Source organism: Cardinium endosymbiont of Dermatophagoides farinae, assembly GCF_007559345.1.
Taxonomy (GTDB): Bacteria; Bacteroidota; Bacteroidia; order Cytophagales; family Amoebophilaceae; genus Cardinium.
This window is the reverse complement of the sequence record NZ_VMBH01000003.1, coordinates 1-20242: the sequence shown is the minus strand read 5'-3', so window position 1 is coordinate 20242 and position 20242 is coordinate 1. Positions and strand designations below refer to the sequence as shown.

Here is a 20242-nt window from a genome sequence, read left to right as displayed (position 1 = left end):
AGAAAATGCAGCATCGCGAGATGTGCATAAACTGCAAGCATCATGCGGTTGGAGGTCTAGGCTAGTGATATGGTGAACGTAAGTGAAGTTTTAACAAGTATCGTTACCAAAAATGAGCTAAAGATGCTGACAAGCTCAAACCAAAATGGTACGTGGAAAGGATACATTTTTTTAATACTGGATGTACGCAAACAATAAGTCCACCGGTATATTGAAGCCACCTAAATCACCGAAGTATGGTAGAAGGAACAGGGTAAGCCTGTATGCTCGCCTTTATCAAAGGCAGGTAATCCGTAAGGAAAGCTGTTGAGCATGCAGGTAAAGGAAAGTGGAGAAAGCGAACGCCATTCTGTAACGGCATGGATAGGGTTTGCAAGATCAACCCATGCGAAAGCAAGCAGACTTCCACTAGGTCCCTCGTGACAAGAAACTTTGTTAACCACTTAAGGAAGGAAAGCAAATGATTACATGTTTATATAGCGTAAGTGCACCTACCGATAACTCCCAAGCATGGCACCAGCTACCCTGGAAAAAATGCCAAAAAGTTGTTATGCGGCTACAAAGACGTATTGTTAAGGCGGTCCAAAAAGGAAGATGGGGTAAGGTAAAAGCCTTACAACATCTTTTAACACGGTCTTTTAGTGGCAAAGCTTTGGCCGTTAAGAGAGTGACGGAAAATCAAGGCAAAAGGACATCAGGCATAGATCGTCAATTATGGTCGACTGACAAGACTAAATTTCAAGGCATAAAACAATTAAAACAGAGAGGATACAAAGCTTCTCCGCTAAAACGGATCTACATTAGTAAATCCAATGGCAAAAGAAGACCTCTTGGAATACCCACGATGCGTGACAGAGCTATGCAAGCATTATATTTGTTTGCACTGGAACCGATAGCTGAAACAACCAGTGATCGAAATTCCTATGGCTTTAGACCGAAAAGATCCTGCGCAGACGCTATCCAAGCGAGTCATATACTACTTGCAGCGGACAAGCGTCCAAAATGGATACTAGAGGGCGACATCAAAGGCTGTTTTGATAATATTAACCACGAATGGCTTATTAAACACATCCCTATAGAAAAACGGATACTTAATAACTGGTTAAAAGCCGGTTTCCTAGAATCGAAAACACTGTACCAGACAACGGTAGGCACCCCGCAAGGCGGTATTATCTCTCCGGTACTAGCTAACTTGACCTTAGATGGGCTCGAAAGATTATTAGAAGAACGCTTTGGAAAAATTGGCAGTACAAAAAGAGCAAGACTCAGAAGTGGAGTAATCATAATCCGTTATGCGGACGACTTCATTATTTCAGGAAACACGCGTGAAATACTGGAAGATGAAGTTAAGCCATTAATATCTTCCTTTCTCTCTGAAAGAGGGCTTACCTTATCAGAAGAAAAGACAAAAATTACCCACGTTAATGCAGGGTTTGATTTTCTTGGTTGTAATGTACGCAAATACAATAAGAAACTGATCATAAAACCTTCAAAAGAAGGTATCAAGAACATTCTTAAGAAAGCGCGTACATTAATAAAAGCAAACAGAGCAAATACACAGGCAATAATCATTAAATTACTCAATCCAATATTAAGAGGTTGGGGAAACTATTATCGCCATGTATGCGCTAAGCAAGCTTTTAGTAAAATAGACCATGAAGTTATGCAGTCACTATGGAGATGGGCAAAGAGAAGACATCCATGCAAAGGATTACGTTGGATAAAGAACCGTTATTTTAAGATAAGAGGTTCGCGCCAATGGGTCTTTGCCTCATCTATAGCAGGAAACCAATCAAAGGAAATGCGCTTATTAAAACTAAGCGATATACCTATAAGACGACATGTTAAAATCAGAGCAGATGCAAATCCGCTAGATATAAGATGGAAAAAGTATTTTGAAGAAAGAGCAACTCGTACAAAGATATTGAGGAGCTCATTCTCAAAAGAAAATTCACTACTGCTAGTGTCACCACAAAAGAAGTTAAACCATGACGGACAAGCCGGTTCTAGAACAACAGGACTTAGATAAGGGCCCAAGCGTAGTGCGGGAAACTCGCAAGCTGCGTTTCTAAGGGGAGGAGGATAGTAATACCCTCCTCCTACCTAACAAAGCTGGTTCAGAAGCGGAAAAGCCCGTTATATAAGACTTGATAAAACGCATACGAAACATGTTATGGAAGCAATAGCCTATAACTTATATAGAGCCCCAAATATCATATTAAGAGGTCTTTAGGGGGATGGTCTATCTAAAATGAACAAAAATATAAAAAATAACATTGAAAATCAATAAAAAATAAAATACATGGCTCCTTAATAGAAAAAATAACACCAAAAACTATACCAAAACTATACTATATACCTATGACAACGGCCTCAGTTTGCACATAGTTGGAACAGTGGTGTTAAAGCATTAGGCTATTATTTAAAAGAGATAGCTAGTGAGCTTTTTGTCTTGCATCAATCTTTTTTGAATCGTTCTATTGAGCTAATTGTCTTTTTAAGGCATATTAGAAAACTGCGAAACCTGGTATGGCTTAAAAGCTATTACTAGGCTGCCACTTGCTGAACAAGCTAGTCTCGTGGCCAGAAATATAATGCGAGCAGAACCTATGCTATGGAGATTTTATGAAGATCCAGTAAACATTCCTTTGACCAATAACTTAGCTGAAAGACAAATCAAACATTACGTGGTCTATCGTAAAAACGCTTACTTTACCCAATCAGAAAGGGGTGATAGATTCTTAGAACGTCTTATCACTTTATATCTAACCGCTAAGCAACAAAAACTAAATCCTTTCACACAATTAAAAAATATAGTCGCTTAAAAACCACTGCGGTGAATAGATACGACAGAAGCAGGGAATCAAAAAAGCGCATGAACAGGGTAGATATCGAGGAAAAAAAACTGATCACGAGAGACACCAAAAATTCCTTTACGAACTAAAATTTAAACAAAAAAGTAATTTTTCAGGTTCTTGACTATTAAAGTAATAACTTTACAATTACTTTAATAAATAGTCAAAAACCTGATTTTATAAGATATTTTTAGATCGAGTATAGCGATTAATATGGAGGTAATTGAATACCAAGATTATTGCCCAATAGGACGATATCGTTCATACTCTGCCTAATATCATTAAGTGAATTATGGGCCGTCAAAGCAGATAATGTAGCAGGGAAAGTACGTTGATTAATATGATTAGAAGCGTTCTTAATGGCTGTAAGAGCCTGATTATAGGCTAAAACATCAGCATTAGTATAATTAATACCAAGAATTGGTAAATTCATTATTCTTTGCTGAATTATATTCAATCTATTATTAATGCCATTATTACCATTTATAACATTATTTTGTATTTCATCAACAGCAATTTGGGCTTCATTAAGAGAAAGTTGAGCCCGTTCATCAATAGCCCTAGCTTCTTCAAAGGCATCTAAAATATCCTGATCACCTTGTAAAAGCGCAACACCAGGAACATTATTTAGAACAGCTGCTTCTCTACCTTGAGCATCTGTAGCATGCTGACCGATATGACTAAACATAATAGCAATTCTCCGACGTATAATTTCCACCGTATTAAAATCAATTTGAGCAAGTGCAAACTGGTGTTGAGCCCACAAAAGGGCATCTTGAGCACTATCCCTCATGGCAATCATGGAATTTCTCAACTGATCATTGTAATTATTTAATAATTGATTAGTGTTTTGATTAGTAGCAGCATAACGTGCTGTGAGAGTATTATATGTTTGAATATACGGATCACCTGGAGGACCACCACCTGGCATCATTCCCATCAAAGAAATTGGTACAATAACGTAAAATAAATACGTTGGTAATAGCGATGTTAACCTCTTTATATTAATACTTCTAGACATTGCAATTAAAGTTAATCGATTAGTGATTAGTGGTTTTATTTTTAAAATAACATAACATTATATAAAGCCATAGTTATAAACTTTAATGAGTTAAAACTTACAAGGGCATATTCCACTATGTCTCTTCTCTCTACCATATTCAGTTTTACGTCTTACTCCCTGTTGAGGTAGAAGCATCACTCCACCTAATTCTGGTGTGTTTCTTTCTGCATCATCGGCAGCCTTACGTGTCATCTCTGCTGCAATTTTAGCATCGGAAGCAGCCTTAATCGCACGTTCAGCAGCCTCTTGCTTATTAATAGAAACCTGCTTTGCAGTATCAGCTACACATTTCATAGAACTAAGAGTATCCTGAAACGCCTTATTATACAAAGTATTATCTCCACCTAATTCTGGTGTGTTTCTTTCTGCATCATCAGCAGCCTTACGTGTCATCTCTGCTGCAATTTTAGCATCGAAGCAGCCTTAATCGCACGTTCAGCAGCCTCTTGCTTATTAATAGAAACCTGCTTTGCAGTATCAGCTACACATTTCATAGAACTGAGGGAAGATTGCAGTGCCTCATCATAACTTTTACTGAATCCCTTAACAATAGCTGTAGTAGAACTACCTTGCGCAACGGATATAGAAGATTTCAACGCTGGTACTTCTTTAGGTTTATCACCTCCGCCATCCATATAACTTGGATTCTCTATTTTGTTACACCCAACTACTCCTATTACGCATAAGAACAATATAATTTTAAATTTATTTGTATTCATGTTGGTTTATTTTAGTTTAAATCAAAACTAACTGTTATTACTACGGCTTTATCATTCAAGCAATATTAAAGCCTAATTTTACAAAAAAAACACAAAATCCGCAAATAATTACAGACATATACCACTCTACAAAAACTAAACATTTAACTTTTGAACAAAATAGCCATACAAAGGTCCCCTATCTAAATTACCATACATAACCCTAATAAACCCTGATTCTCTTAGAGCACTGCCTACCAATCTAGTATTCAATCTAATAGTAGTACCAACAATATTCTGTATATATCTCAATATATCAGTAGTAGTCATAAACTCACCTTCTTCCTTAGTAGAGGGATAAAGATACTGGACTATCAATTCAGACTCTGTAGACTTAGTATTAAATTGATTAGAACGAGTTTTTAACTCTAAAAATTCTTCTTCACGTAGTTCCCCACTACCGTGATCTAATTTATACAAACTATAGGCTTGTTCCCAGGCTTTCTCTAATATATATATAGCCTCATCATCTAAATAGTTAATGGAATCTATTTCAAAACTAATCCATCTACTATTACCCAAACCTGACCTTAAAAATTCAATATTATTGGTACTACCTACAAAAAGAAGCTATACGTGATGCTGTTATTTCATCTTCCTGATAAGGCAAACGTACATTAATATAAGGCTGAGACAGCCAAGTCTTAATTACTCTGAGTTAGAACGGAGCTGATGTAGCTCATCCAAGTCTATAATAAAGTTTCTTATAAGAGCCTTTGAGCATCTTTTTCATTGCTTATAATCGGATTACCATTGTAATATCTCCTAAGAGTAGGAGGACACAAAATCTACAAAAATAACTTTTACCTATATTTTCTTTAGATGAGCATAGATTAAAGCATGTTTATTGATTTCTCCATCCTCAAAAACCGTACGTACCGCCCTAATCATCCATTTCTTAAGATGCGTATACCAATATTGATTATTATTAAACGTAGAATCCTTTAAATTAACATAACTGCTAATTTATGAATATAGTCTTCATTACCAGAAGATTCATTTCCTTCGAAAGCTAAAAAATATGACTCTATAGGATTAAACGCCTACAAAAAACGATTTAATATACATTAATTAAGTCCAAATTACACTCAAAACCATGTCTATCTAAATTATCTCTTAGTTCATTTACGTTAACTTTTTCCCATAAATCAGGATTACGCTTAGTACTCATTTCACGCTCTTGAGTAACTACATTCAATCGAAAATTGAACTTATTACTTAAATAGGCTTTCACTTTACTGCGTTTAGTATTACTTAACTTCCTAACCCTATGGATATCAATAGAATTTACAGAAATAGATTTTACCTGTTGTATACCATAATCTATAAGTAACTGGAAATCAGCAGTAGTATGCTTTTTAAAGTATTCTGCTATATCCTTTACATCTCCTGGTAATTCAACGATACAATACCAAAGAATCTTGTAACTTCTTAGAAGCATTCTTTCCTGCCTCATCATTATCATAACAACATAATAGTACGGAAGTCTTACTACGTAAAATTCTCAACAGATCATCACTAGGCATCTGGTGCTCAGACTGTAAAGAAATAACATTGCTAAACCCATGTGCATAAGCACTCATGCAATCTTTTTCCCCTGCTGTAAACAGTACATAGTCTAAATTTCCTTCAGGTAACTGAACCAACCAAAAACATCATCTTTATTTTGATTCTTATACGAAAATGATTTTTTCTGACCTTTAAAAAAAGGATCACTAGAAAATGAAGGTGATATCTCTGGAATATATACTTTAACTCTACCTGATACATGATAGGCCGATACAACCTGATGCTTTTCAAAGTATTTAAAAGACAAATAACGACCTGAGTTAGCGGTATAAGATAAAAAACTTACTTGTTTAACATCAAACTTTCCTAAAACAGATTGGTCAATACCATACTGTAGCCAGTATTTTAGATATAATCTAGAAATAAAAGATTCTGAATCAGACATGTATTCAATACGAAGTGTTTGAGAAGGTGAAGATACTCCAATGTCTTTAACAGTTGGTAAATTAGGAAAAATTGATTTTGGAACAACTCTTGATTTCTTTTCAGTATTCAAACCAAGCACATCTCTTGGTTAATGAGTTCTAAAAGTTCCTTAAACTGTGTTTTACAGTCTAATCCATAATAATCCGCCCACATCCTAAAGGCATCTCCCTGATGACCCGTATTAAAAGATTTAAATTTTAACGTACCTGTCCTTTTTTCCTTATAAATAGACATACTTGGTCTATCATCTTTCTCAGAAAATATAGATTTGTAATTTTTTTTTCTTACATTTGAATTAAATGTAGGAACAAGTAGCGGATGAGATATTCCTCTCCCCCTACCTTTTCCAGGATTTGTTCTTTTGTTATCATAAGCTGGAATTTTAATCCGTTTGGAAACTGGTTCTTACACTCATTTCGGTTCCCTACCAAAATTAAAGTAAGAAAAAGCCTTCTTCGGAGGGTTTTTTATACTTTGATGATTCTTGTTACATTACACTTATCAAAGATGACTTATCTAGGATACCTTTATTGACCCAATATAAATGAGGCAATTTCGTTTTTGCTAAAACGTTTTTCATGATTAGATCAATAACACCCTTAAGATAAACCGCTCTAGATTTATACCCTGAAAATTTATTAAAATCATCTACGTCAAATAAAAATTTATCTTCTAAACACGTTTTTTTTTTCACCATATATCTTATAATATTTTGAGCTGGTTTAGAAAGACTTAGCATAAATTCTATATCTATAGCATTTCCAATATTCTCACCTAAAAAAGGATTTTCTAAAAATTCCTCGAATGTTTTTATGCCTTTATTATACATGGTTCCAATATAATACATTCTTATATAAAATCATATTTTCTTATTGAGGATTTAAATTATTATGCGGAAGCTAAATTACTAATTTTTCTTTTAAGCTGCTTATCGTTCAACTTTTGGAGAAAAACTCAGAACTCATAATATGTCGTTTCAACATATTTAGCCTATAAATATGCATTATTAATAAGAAAACGAGCCACACAGTTTACAGATGTAATTATCATATAGTATAGTATAGATAACCAAGTATCTATACCAACTGTTATTTGTATAAAGTGCTATAGATCAATAAAAAACTAAAATATCATACGTTTTGCAATGCGTAACATACGATTAATACGTATTTAGATGATTTACATAAACTTAACATAGTCTAACTAACCAATGTTTTAGGCTAAAAACCGAACATTTTAATATGGAAATAGTAACTATTAGTAAGATCTTAGTAAGATCTTAGTAAGATTACAAAAAATCATATTACGCTGAAATACAGATTTTTATAATAATAATAGTAAGATAGTAAGATTATTGTGTATATATAATAAAATATATACACATATGTATGTATGTTATTATTATATATTACATAAATAAAATAATACTAGTATCTTACTATCTTACTATGTTAGTGTAATACAAATATATATAATATTGATTATCAATATTATAAATACTATAAGTGATATAGTAACATCTATAGTAACATTTATATAATATCTTACTATCCTTCTATATAGGTATAAAAATATTAATTGGTAATCAGATATTTAAATATTTTTATGCTCAGAAAATCTACTTCAGAAAAAACAGGTAAAGAATAGATTTGAAATATCATGTCAAATCAGTTATAAATACTTTATACTAAAATTCTACAACAAGTTTAACATTGGTTATGAGAATAATATAAAAATTTATAAATTTATAATTGATTTTCAATACAAAAATTCTATTATAACTCATAATAAGGAATTTCATCATCTTTATAATGGAATCATATTTTTATAAAACACTACAAATCAATATAAAATAATTAAATATTTTATGGAACAGAATATTAGTTTATATATATATGAAGTGTCTTTCTATATCAATAATACTTCACTAAATACATAATAAACAGTTATATTATTCATTATGATAGAATAATATTCGCTATAAAGTATCATTTTACTACTCCAACTAAAATATATGTAAAAACATACTTTATATTATTGGTTATCAATTTTTTATATGTATACGAAGTGCCATTTTACACAAAAAAACACTTCATAAAAATATAAATACATGATATTCAGACTTATAAATATAAAACAAGTATATTATTCTGTTTTTTTATAAAATAAACACATATAGACACATACCAGGAATACCCTCTCTCTTAATCGCAAGTAATTTCCATACCCATCACGGTCGGCCCCCTTTCGCGTTTCTTACGCAACTCGTGCTCCTGCCCCTAGTTACCAACTCCTTTTGGAGTTTTCTAAGCATTTCTTGCCTTCCTAAACCAGATACCAATTCTTCATTCCAATCTTTAAACTGATAGGGTATAGACGATCTACAGTCTACCAGACACGCATCAGCCAACCTACGGACCTCTTCATCCATCTTCCTACCCGCTTTATCACTATCAAAAGCCAACGTTACAGACCACCCATTCTCCCTAGCATTAGACAACACATTTGAGAGCTCTCTTTTAACCCCTTCAGATAAACTACCACAAGTAGACACATACATAGTGCCCTTCAAAGAACTACTCATCTGCTTATAACTTAAAGCATCTATAGGACTTTCTGAGACCACAATATGCTTTACGGGTAGACCAGACTCAACCAAGACAGACAACCCACGAGGCAGCCCTTTTTGGAAGTATTTAGTGCTATTAAAACATCCATCATCTGACATGGTACCTTTAGCATCAAACTGTAGCTAATAGTGCTGCATATAGTACCTTTCCGCTGCTATCTATATTCCCTGTATAAAGCAAATACAGCTTGTTACCTACTTTAACACCTGTATAACACCCATAAGTAACCTGATCAATACCTCTACAAGACAGATAATTACCTTTTTGATGCTCAACAACCCTGTCAAACACCTCTCGAGCGATATGACTTGAAAAAACATCCCTATTTCTACAGATAAAGATTTTTGATCCTTAACAATCCGATCATCTAAATGCCTAGACAACCCACAAATACTCTGATAACTAAACCCACGTTTTTGCATAAAATCCACAATAGTTCCTTTTTCTTGTTCGTCTACAAAGATTTATACATCCAGTGACCATTTGATTAGGTCCATTTTTAATCAAAATTTTATCACTTTCTTTTTCCATAACGGCCCAGTTTTTGGAACTTTTTTCTTTATCTAAAACATAACCCATAGAAGCAGCATGTTGATCATTAACTTCTCTTTGACTTTTTCTAGATCATTTTAATTCGATTCTCTATAAGCGTTTTATGCGTATTTCTAGAATAGATAACTTCTTGTTTAAGCCTCTATTTTCTTCTTCTAAGGAACGAGCTTATCCTGTACTTTTTCTAACTCCTCTTTGGCTTGTTCACGTGAAAGGATTTAAAGTGTTTATATACTTAGTTTCTGCTATACTCCTTTCAATTTTATTGATACTTTTGTAGTATTCCTTTGATGTATGTGTTTTCTCCCAGTTAATGAAACTTCTATCCACGCTAAGCCAAAAGGACATAGCTTCTGCATATCTATTTTGATAGCCTTGCAACTTAATCGTACCATGTCGATAATGCTTAGCACTTAACCTTCCATCTGGAGTAATTGGAACTACTACACAATGAATATGTGGTGTCCTTTCATCCTATGTATAGAAAATCGAACAATATTTTTTTCTCCACCAAAAATCCTTACAAGCGAAATCCCAATTAGCTTTTTCCAACCCTCAAATAATTTTTCATTAGCCTCTATTTCTTTCATTCGTCACGACTACCAGTCATAACAAACCAAAGCTTTAACAGCATCTGATCGAATAGATTTAGATATTTATAACCTCTGATATCCTTTGTTCAACAAGTTCAGATAATGATTTACCACCTGTATCGACCCACTCTTCGTTTAATATGTTCTAGAGGGATCTATATGTAAGCCTAGTTCTGAAAAATCTTTCTTCTTTCATCTTCAAATACACCTGTTTTTTTAGCTTCCTGACAAGACGATCTATATGTTTACCAATTCCTATTAAACCTTTTGTAGCCCTTGATGTTAAATGTTGCGAATGCCATAACTATAAATCACCATGCTAAACAACCAATCTTCTTTCCCATTTGCTTGACCTAAAATACCAAGCGTAATATAACGATAATCTAGAAACGAATGGTCCTTGCAAAGCAAGGATTAATAGCTAACCTTACTATCATAAGGCCTTGAACACAGCAAGCTAATGGGGGAAAAGTTGCTCCATTCAAGCGTATGATCCTGGAATATTATCCTATATTTACACCATGAGTCGTCGCTTAAATTATTGCTAATTATGGCAGATAAAATTAAAATAATAGTCGAAAAACTGATTAAAGCAGGTGGATATGAATACCTTTCTAAAAGCATCTGGTCGTCTATACAGGAAAAAATAGCAGAGATAAGTCAATTATATACTGATCGAGTAAAAAAACCAAAGCATAAAAGAAAAATGGCAAAATACTAATGGACATTACCCATGTTAACTTTTTATTTTTTTCTAGCCTTATTTCTATTTCAGTTACTTTACTGGATGAAAATAAGTAGATTTTGTATAAATGACCGATACTTGAAATGGGCAGTTGATTTAGTATTCTATTCAGGGTTTGGGTGCTATACCCGACTGGTTTTAGTAGGGTCTATTTGTTTTCTAGCATGGATAGATTAAAGCTATTTTATTAAAATCTTTCGGTAAAAAAAATGGGTTTACGTCTACAGCATTACTCTTTTTATGGTTAATATTTACCTGTTGTTTTATATCCTTTCAAAGGATATGTATTTATTTATCCAGGTATGATTTTATAAAATCACGTGAATGGTTAACACCTTATCTTTATACTGTTTTTTACTGCTTTTGCACTTCCATTTTTTTTATATAGGTATAAAACCTTCCATAAAAAAAGATAAAAGTTCAATTATTAGTCCTAAATTTTACGATAAAAAGTCACCTTTTAGCATTGCTTTACCTACTAAAAATGGTCTATTACCCATCAATAATCCTCAGAGAGGAATTTATATACTAGGGGTCCTGGAAGTGGTAAAACTAGATATATTTTAGAACCCATATTATATGCAATGATCCAAAAAGGTTATTGTGGACTTGTATATGATTATGATTTTGAAGGTACCAATAGATCCAAAAAGCAGCTATTGCTATCTAAATTTGTATATAATTGCTATTTAAAATTACCAGAAAAAATAGGGAAAATATTTTTTTAAGACGATTAATTTTACGGATCTGAATAAAAGTAGTCGCATCAATCCTATTGATCCCTATATACATATCAAATAGAGCCTATTTAGAAGAATATGTAACCGTATTATTAAAAAATCTTAATCTGGGGGAAAGATGATTTTTGGTATTTAAGTACTAAATCCCTTCTAAAAGGCATTATGCTTACTTATCCAATCAGGCAAAAAGTTGTTGTACGCTGCCGCATGTGTAACATTATTACTAAGCCTTTTGATAAAATATTAATTTAATAGAACAAGACTCAGAAGCCTATTCCTATGCTAGTTCCATATTTGATGCTTATAAAGGTGATAAATCATCAGGTCAGTTAGTAGGTATCATAGCAAGTTTTAAAACAAGCTTACAACCTTTAATTGATAAGAACTTATTTTGGGTATTGGTAAAAATGAAATAGATTTAACTATCAACGATAATATTACTCCAACCATACTCTGTATAGGCAATTTTCCACCTGCCAAATCAGCTTTCAGTCCAGTTATATCCTTACTAATTACCATATGTTTTAAATCTATGTATGGCCACAATAGAACGAAGAGTTTTGTGGCCATAGATGAACTACCTACCTTATACATCCCAGGTCTTTCAGAAGTCCCAGCTACGGCAAGAAAGTACGGTATTAGTACCATTTCTTGCATACAATCGAATGCCCAACTAGAAGATACCTATGGAAATATAGTGCTAAAAAGATACAAGGTACCCTAAGCAATCAATTTATGGGCAACTGTGGTGTGGAGTCTTCTAATATGCCAGTTCCATATTTGGAAAGGAAGAACATACGATCAATCTACAAGTTCCTCAGAAACCTGTCACAGTAATACTCAAGGTCATCACACTACGCATGGTGAAAATATCACTATACATGAACAAGAGTTGATCAAACCTAATGAGTTTTCAAGTTTTGGTGTGGGATTTTTTGCGGGGAAAGTAGTAGAAAGTGATAATGTATTTTTTCAGGAACAGTTCAAAGAAGTATCGTCTATGACAAAAACTTTAAAAATGAGTTATTAGAAGATTTACCAGATGTTACAAAGGTCAGTAATGAAGATAATGCTATCTATAAAGACAACTGTCCTCTTTATAGTGCTGTATGTAATGAAAACGAAGATACGGTTGCCTTATTACTCTCTCATGGTGCTAAAGTTATCTTTCAAGGAGATGGCAAATCAAATATTTTAGACGCTGTACGATATAAAAAAAATGATGCATCTAAAAGGATATATAATCTTTTGGTCTCTAAACTTTCTCCTGAGGAAGTTGCTAGACTGAATGTTCAAGAAAAAAAGAACAAGATATAAATGAGGTTAAAATGAAAGTACGCCTCTATTATGGGCTGTTATAGATAATGATTTACCTAAGGTGAAAGAACTTCTAAGCTTAGGCGCTAATCCAAATATACTAACGTGCATAGTAACCCTTGAGTAGCTGTACGTAATAAGAATAAAGAAATGGTTTCTTATTACTCTCTTATGGAGCGGAGGTAAGATTTGATAAAGATGGTGATTTCAAGCGTTTTTAATTCTTTAGAGGTAATAACAATCAAGAAATCCTTGATGTAGTTCTTTGTCATTTTGCTGATATCGGTAAGAAAGATTCAGTGGGTTTAACTCCTATTCATTGGGCTTGTAGGGATGGACACCTAAATGTAGTAAAACATATTTTAGATAAATCACCTTTTCTGGTTCACAATACAGATAATCCTTACAAATTCACGCCACTTCATTGGGCTGCCAGAAGAGGGTTTAAAGAAATCGTTGAACTGCTTATTGCTAAGGTGTCAGTAAAACTGCTAAAAGCAAGAGTGGCTTTACATCTTTGATGTTGGCTATAGCTAATAAGCATGAAGCTTTAAATGTATCCTTTCTCCAGATGGTTTTTCAAGCATTCAAAATTGGTAGACAAAGATTGGCAGTGTAGTATTGTATAGAAGGCGTACAAGATTCTAGATAAAATATTTCCTTTATCCCGTTAGATTGTGGTCATAAGTTCCACTTCAGGTGTATTACTATGCATGTGTTGAACCAGCGTGACAATGATCAAACCATTAACTGTCCTTTGCCGTGGTAATCTATCAGCAGATATGATTCAAAAAATAGTTTCTAGTGCTACTAACCCAACCATGAGTGCATTTAGTACGTTAAATGCAGTTAGACAAAAAGATATGAAAAAGTTGAATTTTATTAGCAAAAGGTGGCAATCCAATGAGTCAACCGTTACTTTTCGGCTTTAGAAGAAGCAGTTCGTCAGTCTAATTATGAGATGGTCTCTTGTTATTGGACTATGGTGCTGATCCTACATACCAAGACCCTAGGACAAATAATACGCCTTTGCATTATGCAGCAGATAATATGTTTTTTGAAAGAACTAGTCAGATGTATCTAACAAGATATTCATAGCCCTTATAAACATGGTGCTATAGTAAATATGCAACGAATGTGAAAAACCGTGAAACACCTAGAGATTGTGTGTGTACGTATGATGATCCTCTATTTGTTTTAACAGAAGCTGGCGAATTCGTTCAGGTTATTTACTGATATTCAACCTGCCTTTGGCTTGTCAGGTGATAAAATATATACAAAATTTTGTTTGGACGAGATCCAAAACAGGACACTATCATGCAAAACTATAATTATGTTAATCAAAAAATAATAACAAGCTTTCATTTTTTTAGTTTGACTTTTAGTGTATTTGGTAAACCGAATAGGGTTTATATCTTGCAAAGACCTATTCATACACCTGGAATAGAAGTCAATTATGGGGTTTCGCATAAATGCATGGGGTTTCTGCAGGCTATGCATATCACATTAATGAAATATGGCATATGAAATTATCTGGTGGTTTTTCTAACAAAAACCTATTACCGTATACAATACTTACCACTATAATTTGTTTAATCATTACGAATCTATCTTTCTGAATTTTTAGTAGGATGTCAAGGTAGCTATAATTCATCATGCTTGTTGGGAGCATTGTGCTAAACGTTTCAATATAGGCGCCCAATTAGGTTTAGAGTGGAAAAATATATCACGGATTACTTGCTGTTGATATTACTAGCAGAAACGCCTATTTCCTTTTGGATAAAAATGATGTTTTAATTATCGATTTTCGGCAGGATTACGTATTACCTTTTAAAGATAGCTATTGATCTAGTCGAAGCAATAATGTAGCAAATAGTTTTTACTATGTACTATTAACCCAATATAATGAATATATGGTTAATTAATGAAAATGAGAACTAAAATGAGAAAAATAGCATCTCCATATTTATTGCTGCTTCTTTATTTTTTTGGTCTTGTACAGTGGCCTTTAGACAGCAATTTGCAGACGATATTACTTGGATACCCAAGCATGAATATGCCTTGTTGCCAGAAAAAGGTGTAGCACCTGTTTTAGCTGAAAAGTTCCTGTAATCTTGAGTATTAAGTTTGACGACACATGGAATAACGATAGGTCTAACAACCCAAAGCTCCACATATATGAAAAATGGGATGTTAATCCAGAGGTTATTCAGTTTCGTATTAAGGGTATTAGGGTTGAAGGTGGCGAAGGAAAACTGTTCAAGCGTGTTGAAATAGATGGAAAATATTCTATAGGTGAGCCATTTAAAGTAGGTAGTATAGTCCAACATGGCGATACCCTATACTATGTTCCTAATGAGAAAGACACTTGTCATACACATAAGGTCAGTATTGATGCCATCATATTGACTTGTGACTTTAATAGGGAGGGAGGAGATCCTATAACCTGTTCGTTAAGGCTAGATGAGCCTACCTATGATTTAAAAGCAAGTGCCAATGTTAAGGTTATTTATGTAGAAGACAAAGAGGTACACCTATTAACATTAATATCAGTTCATCCAACGTATTAGCATCGTGTCAAAAATACGATTGGTTAAATGTGTGTAACAGATGGAGGATCCATGTATGTAGATACAGGACATGCAAAAAACCAATATGTAGCAATGAACCACTTAATTTGGTAGCAATACACTCTTTACGCTCCAAAACCTGGTAGTGATGGCACCCATACCATTCATTCATTTAACAGTAGGCAATACTAAAGTGATACCACACAAGACTATTCTTTTTCTGTTAAAGTTCAAGATCATAGAATTGAAAACTTTACAGCAGAACTTTCTATAGTCTCAGGAGAAATACCTTTGTTACCGTTTAAAGATAGGGTATGTAAACTTAAGATCAGGCCATTAAGCGATGCAGGTAAAGTGCTTCAATACCATATTAAGGCCATTAAGCTGAATGGAGGTAAGTTCATTTTAAGTAAGGATTCCATAAAAGAAGGAACACCCCTAACAGTAGGGGTCAATACACTAATGTTAAATCCATGTGGTTATGTTGGTGATTTAACGCCTCTATCACCATAGTAAATGATAAGGGAGATGAACGTGAAGTAACGCTTAAACATCATTTATTGTTAAAGATCCATCTTTTAAAGTAGTGGGTAGTTTAGAAGGTAGTGTTGAGAATGGTATGGATAACAGACATATCAACTTAAAGTTATTGCGCCTTTTAATACTACAAGTGACAAATTTATTTTGTCAGATTATCGTCTATCAGGCGGTATAGAAGGTGATTTGCTAAAAATAACAGGAGAACTGTTGAACCAGGTGGTATGCTTTCAGTAGGCGATAGTGCATTTAAATTTAGGTTAGGTGAACTAGATCAGTTATAGATAAGATTGATGGTGCCCAAGATTTATTTTGATTACCTATCCAGATGGCACACATCATGAAACAGAAGCTGTAGATCTTTCTATTTTCTTATTTGAAACATTGGCCTCTAAGTAGAGTCATTATCTGAAGATAGTAAATCGCTTTATAAACCTATTGTTCAGGATTATAGTTTAAATCCAGAATCAGCCTTTCAAAATTTACAAGCTATAGAACCAGATTGGTATAATAGGCAATCTAACCTACATAATATACTGGTTTATATGCAGCATGATACGCTATTCCCCTCAAGCTACAGATGCACTTGCTAGCCTACAGACACTAAAAGTGATACTAAAGATAAAGTAAAGACTAGGGTATTGACCACAAGGTTATTAAATGATTGGCATAAAGAAATGAATCATATTAACGTTAATCAAGAACCAGATGGTCGTAAAATACATACAGAAATACTAGAAAAAGAGTTAGTGCTTTTTCTGATATATTTCGATCATGTAGAGATACTCTAGGTATGGAAGATGTAGTACAATCTTTAGATGATATGCTTGAAAAAATTAGGATTAAAAGTAGAAACAGAAGTAATACTAAAAAAATATGAGAAAGAATCAGAATACAAAAATTTCCAAAGAACAACCAGGAGTGATATAAAAAATGAGAGAGAAACTAGAGAGGCTGAAGTTAGTATTTTAAAATCTGAAGACAACGTTTAGGAAGAGAGATAGAAGAGCTATGTAACAGTAGGGATGAACTAGAGTCTAAAATAAGAACCCATGATGTAGTATTTCTAGATTAAACTCGTTGATGAACGAGTTAAGCAAGGTTAATAGTGATCTGCGTTCTAAGTGCAATACATTACAGTTATGGTCCGGTAAAGTAAATAAATATATTAAAAGTGTAAATGAAAGATTGTACGATAAAAGAGATAAAATGGGATGCACGCATATTTGGGAAAATTTTGAAAAAGATTTTGTTAAAACATATATCTAAAGTGTAGTTAAGATTTAATCTTACAGGCAGTAAAAAATTATAGTTTAAACTTGTCAGTTAAGTCTAGTTTGTCAGACATTTCTTCAATATAGGCGATTTGATTATTTTTTCAAAGACTAATTTTTTACTGTCTTCCCAAGTTTGTATAGGTGTTTTACCGTAACAATACTTTCCAGAATGGGGTCGCTCATGATTATAGTAATGCAACCATCTATCTAAATCCTCTTGCAAATCATCTAGATTAGTATAGATTTTTTTACGCATTGCTGTATCAAAAAATTCCTGCTTCATTGTTTTATTAAAACGTTCACAAAATCCATTGGTTTGTGGTGAATAAGCTTTAGTGACAGTATGTTCTATGCCTTCAATGCTTAAAAATAACTCAAAAGCATGATGTTCTATTTTACCTTTATACTCAGTACCACGATCTGTTAGAATGCGCAAGATTGGTACGCTTTGCTCTTGATACCAAGGTAATACTCTATCATTTAACATATCAGCTGCTGTTAGAGCTGTCTTATCAGTATAGAGTTTTGCATTAGCTACTCTAGAATAGCTATCTATAAAGACTTGCGTATAAACTTTACCTATACCTTTAAAGTTACCCACATAATAGGTGTCTTGACAGCCTAAGTAACCAGGATGTTCGGTATCTATTCTCCACATGCCTCTTGTTCGTTTCTACGTTTTTCTAATGCTGCTAGCTGAGAGTCAGTTAAAACAAAACCATCTTGCGCCATCTTAGCTTCCAAAGCTTTAAACCGTTTCTTTATGTTGTTCAAGTCATTACGTAACCAGATAGATCTTACGCCACCAGGAGAGACAAGTATACCTTGTTGCTTTAATTCGTTAGATACCCTAAGTTGACCATAAGCCGGATAGTCTATGGCCATATCTACTACTGCTTTTTCTATATTAGGGTCTACTCTATTAGCTAGAATAGGTTTCTTACGGCTTATTTCATACAATGCTTCTTGACCAACTGTCTCATACAAGGATTTAAATCGGTAATAGCTATCTCGGCTATAACCCATATTTTTACACGCAGAGGATATGTTACCTAACGTTTTAGCTAGTTCTAATAAGCCTAATTTCGGTTTAATGATTTTTTGATGTAAGTTCATAATAGTTATAATTTATATCCATACAATTTAACAATTGTAAGACTAAATCTTAACTACTACATTTAAAGAGCTGATTTCAATAAAAATTTTAAGGGATCTTGACTAGAAAAACAAATATAAGTACATTGCTCTTCTAGTCAAGATCCCTTTTTTTAATAGAGAATCTAATTTTTTATTTCCTATACTTTAAATTAAAGGATAGGTGCCTCCACAAAAAATACAAAAATTGATTTACACACTTAATGGGACAGGGCCAGGTACACCCATACATTTGGTGTAATATGAACAGAAATGTTTATTTTTGAACACATTTTTCAAACTTATTAAAAATTTATCCAAAAACTCTGAAAAATCTTTAGCAAAATGTACGAGATTACCAGAACTATCTACACAAAATACATGGCCTAAATTAGAATTTTTTTCTAAATTTATACAATATTGAATATCTTGATCTTTAGATATTAACCAATAATTTTTCTCATTTCTTCCTAGTTTCTTAATAGAACGATGAAATAAAATTTGAGTTGATGTTATGACATTAACTTTCTTGTCTATATTACTTTCCTTAATCTTATCATCTAGATATTCATATTCACTAAGTTCACATTTATATATATCGAAAGATGTACGACATATAGATCCATATTTATTTAAAAACTCCTTATACCCTTTCAATTCATATTGATCAAAACTATTGATATTCATGCCTAGTTTTTTAATTGACGAACTAAATATATCATTAGTTATAGCAAACCCTAATTCAAGTCTATTTTTGCTCAAAAACTTATTTACTCTGTCATCAAGACTTTCTTCAGAAGGCTTTTTTCTTTATAAGAATCAACTTCTCCAGATTTCATCATATAATCTTCAAGCAACCTAGCCAAAAATATTAAAAAACTTTTAGAGAAATATTTAGGTATACCATCAATCCCAATAACTATATATATCCATGATTTGAAAAATCTATATAATACTGGTTATCTTCATCTTCAGCTATTAACATATTTTTTTTCCTTCCAGTTCTTTCACAGTTTCATTCATTCTATTATTAAATGAACGTTGCATTGATATCATACACTTAACTTTTTTCTGTTTATCATCAGCTGCCTTGGTAGGCCCGAATATAAATAAGCTTCTACCATATATAGACCCATATTCGTTTTAAAAAGTTTTTATACCCTTTTAGTTCATCTAGATCAAAACTTGCTATCCCATTCTAGTTCATTAAATACTAAATTTAATTCCTCACTAGATATACAAGATCCTTGCACAAGCCTTCCTAAGTTCAAGAACTCTTTCACCTTTTCACGAATAAGATAGATATCACTGTCATCTTCAGGTACACTACATATATTCTCCTCTTTAGACGTAGACTGACAACTTAGCTCGTCTCCCATTCCCTTATTCATTTGATTACGATAGTATGATGTACATCCTAAATGTGTTACGCATATGAATAATAAAACGTAAATATTCCTTTTTTAAACATAAGAT

General features: G+C 33.1%; 26 protein-coding genes and 5 pseudogenes. 15 read left to right on the top strand and 16 right to left on the bottom strand.

Annotated features, from left to right (window positions below):
• Positions 1 to 221: 221 nt before the first annotated feature.
• On the bottom strand, positions 222 to 443 hold the full coding sequence (locus FPG78_RS07310; protein ID WP_186292522.1) for a hypothetical protein: 222 nt from the start codon (positions 441 to 443) through the stop codon (positions 222 to 224).
• A 17-nt stretch (positions 444 to 460) separates the two neighbouring features.
• Here FPG78_RS07310 and ltrA point away from each other — a divergent pair, with 17 nt between their 5' ends.
• The 3 genes and pseudogenes from ltrA to FPG78_RS07870 all read left to right on the top strand — a co-directional run.
• Entirely contained in the window at positions 461 to 2029 is a 1569-nt protein-coding gene (gene ltrA, locus FPG78_RS06430) for a group II intron reverse transcriptase/maturase (RefSeq protein WP_144087164.1), read from the top strand.
• An 84-nt stretch (positions 2030 to 2113) separates the two neighbouring features.
• Positions 2114 to 2233 (top strand): annotated as a pseudogene (locus tag FPG78_RS06425) (IS5-like element ISCca3 family transposase); the annotation flags it as partial.
• Between the two features lie 141 nt (positions 2234 to 2374).
• Positions 2375 to 2825 (top strand): annotated as a pseudogene (locus FPG78_RS07870) (IS66 family transposase); the annotation flags it as partial.
• Between the two features lie 238 nt (positions 2826 to 3063).
• Here FPG78_RS07870 and FPG78_RS06410 read toward each other — a convergent pair.
• The 12 genes from FPG78_RS06410 to FPG78_RS06375 all read right to left on the bottom strand — a co-directional run bounded on the left by FPG78_RS06410 (position 3064) and on the right by FPG78_RS06375 (position 10288).
• Positions 3064 to 3876 (bottom strand): hypothetical protein, encoded by an 813-nt coding sequence (locus tag FPG78_RS06410; protein WP_144087162.1) that lies wholly within the window; start codon positions 3874 to 3876, stop codon positions 3064 to 3066.
• 90 nt (positions 3877 to 3966) lie between these two features.
• Positions 3967 to 4311 (bottom strand): hypothetical protein, encoded by a 345-nt coding sequence (locus tag FPG78_RS06405; protein ID WP_144087161.1) that lies wholly within the window; start codon positions 4309 to 4311, stop codon positions 3967 to 3969.
• Entirely contained in the window at positions 4308 to 4637 is a 330-nt protein-coding gene (locus tag FPG78_RS06400) for a hypothetical protein (RefSeq protein WP_144087160.1), read from the bottom strand. The genes FPG78_RS06405 and FPG78_RS06400 overlap by 4 nt, the downstream gene beginning before the upstream one ends.
• 135 nt (positions 4638 to 4772) lie before the next feature.
• On the bottom strand, positions 4773 to 5198 hold the full coding sequence (locus tag FPG78_RS07865) for a hypothetical protein (RefSeq protein ID WP_255431796.1): 426 nt from the start codon (positions 5196 to 5198) through the stop codon (positions 4773 to 4775).
• 535 nt (positions 5199 to 5733) lie between these two features.
• Positions 5734 to 6117 (bottom strand): hypothetical protein, encoded by a 384-nt coding sequence (locus FPG78_RS07860; protein WP_223262086.1) that lies wholly within the window; start codon positions 6115 to 6117, stop codon positions 5734 to 5736.
• Entirely contained in the window at positions 6074 to 6322 is a 249-nt protein-coding gene (locus FPG78_RS07855) for a toprim domain-containing protein (RefSeq protein WP_223262085.1), read from the bottom strand. The genes FPG78_RS07860 and FPG78_RS07855 overlap by 44 nt, the downstream gene beginning before the upstream one ends.
• Complete coding sequence (locus tag FPG78_RS07305; protein ID WP_186292520.1) at positions 6295 to 6750, bottom strand: hypothetical protein; 456 nt, start codon at positions 6748 to 6750, stop codon at positions 6295 to 6297. Before FPG78_RS07305 ends, FPG78_RS07855 begins: the two co-directional genes overlap by 28 nt.
• The gene (locus tag FPG78_RS07300) at positions 6738 to 6905 is read right to left on the bottom strand and encodes a hypothetical protein (protein WP_186292519.1); all 168 of its coding nucleotides are present in this window, start codon (positions 6903 to 6905) and stop codon (positions 6738 to 6740) included. The genes FPG78_RS07305 and FPG78_RS07300 overlap by 13 nt, the downstream gene beginning before the upstream one ends.
• A 253-nt stretch (positions 6906 to 7158) precedes the next feature.
• Positions 7159 to 7500, bottom strand: a complete 342-nt coding sequence (locus tag FPG78_RS06385; RefSeq protein WP_144087159.1) for a hypothetical protein — start codon at positions 7498 to 7500, stop codon at positions 7159 to 7161.
• Between the two features lie 1401 nt (positions 7501 to 8901).
• Positions 8902 to 9399 carry a toprim domain-containing protein gene (locus tag FPG78_RS06380; RefSeq protein WP_223262084.1) on the bottom strand — a complete coding sequence of 166 codons (498 nt, stop codon included), beginning with the start codon at positions 9397 to 9399 and terminating at the stop codon, positions 8902 to 8904.
• 13 nt (positions 9400 to 9412) lie between these two features.
• A complete protein-coding gene (locus tag FPG78_RS07850) occupies positions 9413 to 9592 on the bottom strand; it encodes a hypothetical protein (protein WP_223262083.1) in 180 nt (59 codons plus the stop codon).
• 465 nt (positions 9593 to 10057) lie between these two features.
• On the bottom strand, positions 10058 to 10288 hold the full coding sequence (locus tag FPG78_RS06375) for a plasmid recombination protein (RefSeq protein WP_255431797.1): 231 nt from the start codon (positions 10286 to 10288) through the stop codon (positions 10058 to 10060).
• Between the two features lie 708 nt (positions 10289 to 10996).
• Here FPG78_RS06375 and FPG78_RS07295 point away from each other — a divergent pair.
• The 12 genes and pseudogenes from FPG78_RS07295 (at position 10997) to FPG78_RS07290 (ending at position 17347) form a co-directional block, all read left to right on the top strand.
• Positions 10997 to 11167: a hypothetical protein gene (locus FPG78_RS07295; protein WP_186292518.1), complete on the top strand. Its 171-nt coding sequence runs from the start codon at positions 10997 to 10999 to the stop codon at positions 11165 to 11167.
• A gap of 66 nt (positions 11168 to 11233) precedes the next feature.
• Positions 11234 to 11368, top strand: a complete 135-nt coding sequence (locus tag FPG78_RS08205) for a hypothetical protein (RefSeq protein WP_255431795.1) — start codon at positions 11234 to 11236, stop codon at positions 11366 to 11368.
• 954 nt (positions 11369 to 12322) lie between these two features.
• The gene (locus FPG78_RS06370) at positions 12323 to 12655 is read left to right on the top strand and encodes a TraM recognition domain-containing protein (RefSeq protein WP_186292517.1); all 333 of its coding nucleotides are present in this window, start codon (positions 12323 to 12325) and stop codon (positions 12653 to 12655) included.
• 21 nt (positions 12656 to 12676) lie between these two features.
• Positions 12677 to 12961 carry a hypothetical protein gene (locus FPG78_RS06365; RefSeq protein ID WP_144087157.1) on the top strand — a complete coding sequence of 95 codons (285 nt, stop codon included), beginning with the start codon at positions 12677 to 12679 and terminating at the stop codon, positions 12959 to 12961.
• 312 nt (positions 12962 to 13273) lie between these two features.
• A pseudogene (locus tag FPG78_RS08510) lies at positions 13274 to 13375 on the top strand (hypothetical protein); the annotation flags it as partial.
• A gap of 118 nt (positions 13376 to 13493) precedes the next feature.
• Positions 13494 to 13769: pseudogene (locus tag FPG78_RS06360) on the top strand (ankyrin repeat domain-containing protein); the annotation flags it as partial.
• Positions 13770 to 13982: 213 nt separating this feature from the next.
• Positions 13983 to 14180 carry a hypothetical protein gene (locus FPG78_RS06350; RefSeq protein ID WP_144087155.1) on the top strand — a complete coding sequence of 66 codons (198 nt, stop codon included), beginning with the start codon at positions 13983 to 13985 and terminating at the stop codon, positions 14178 to 14180.
• A gap of 37 nt (positions 14181 to 14217) precedes the next feature.
• Entirely contained in the window at positions 14218 to 14346 is a 129-nt protein-coding gene (locus FPG78_RS08505; RefSeq protein WP_144087154.1) for an ankyrin repeat domain-containing protein, read from the top strand.
• Between the two features lie 1016 nt (positions 14347 to 15362).
• Positions 15363 to 15818 carry a hypothetical protein gene (locus FPG78_RS06340; protein ID WP_144087153.1) on the top strand — a complete coding sequence of 152 codons (456 nt, stop codon included), beginning with the start codon at positions 15363 to 15365 and terminating at the stop codon, positions 15816 to 15818.
• A 291-nt stretch (positions 15819 to 16109) separates the two neighbouring features.
• Positions 16110 to 16331, top strand: a complete 222-nt coding sequence (locus FPG78_RS06335; RefSeq protein ID WP_144087152.1) for a hypothetical protein — start codon at positions 16110 to 16112, stop codon at positions 16329 to 16331.
• 665 nt (positions 16332 to 16996) lie between these two features.
• Positions 16997 to 17146 (top strand): hypothetical protein, encoded by a 150-nt coding sequence (locus FPG78_RS07845; protein WP_223262082.1) that lies wholly within the window; start codon positions 16997 to 16999, stop codon positions 17144 to 17146.
• Positions 17147 to 17182: 36 nt separating this feature from the next.
• Positions 17183 to 17347, top strand: a complete 165-nt coding sequence (locus FPG78_RS07290; RefSeq protein ID WP_186292516.1) for a hypothetical protein — start codon at positions 17183 to 17185, stop codon at positions 17345 to 17347.
• Between the two features lie 340 nt (positions 17348 to 17687).
• On the opposite strand, the pseudogene FPG78_RS06330 reads toward FPG78_RS07290, so the two are convergent.
• From FPG78_RS06330 to FPG78_RS06320, 3 genes and pseudogenes are all read right to left on the bottom strand, one after another.
• Positions 17688 to 18748 (bottom strand): annotated as a pseudogene (locus FPG78_RS06330) (IS481 family transposase).
• A gap of 231 nt (positions 18749 to 18979) precedes the next feature.
• Positions 18980 to 19528 (bottom strand): SMI1/KNR4 family protein, encoded by a 549-nt coding sequence (locus FPG78_RS06325; RefSeq protein WP_144087151.1) that lies wholly within the window; start codon positions 19526 to 19528, stop codon positions 18980 to 18982.
• A 416-nt stretch (positions 19529 to 19944) separates the two neighbouring features.
• A complete protein-coding gene (locus FPG78_RS06320; protein ID WP_144087150.1) occupies positions 19945 to 20157 on the bottom strand; it encodes a hypothetical protein in 213 nt (70 codons plus the stop codon).
• Positions 20158 to 20242: the final 85 nt, after the last annotated feature.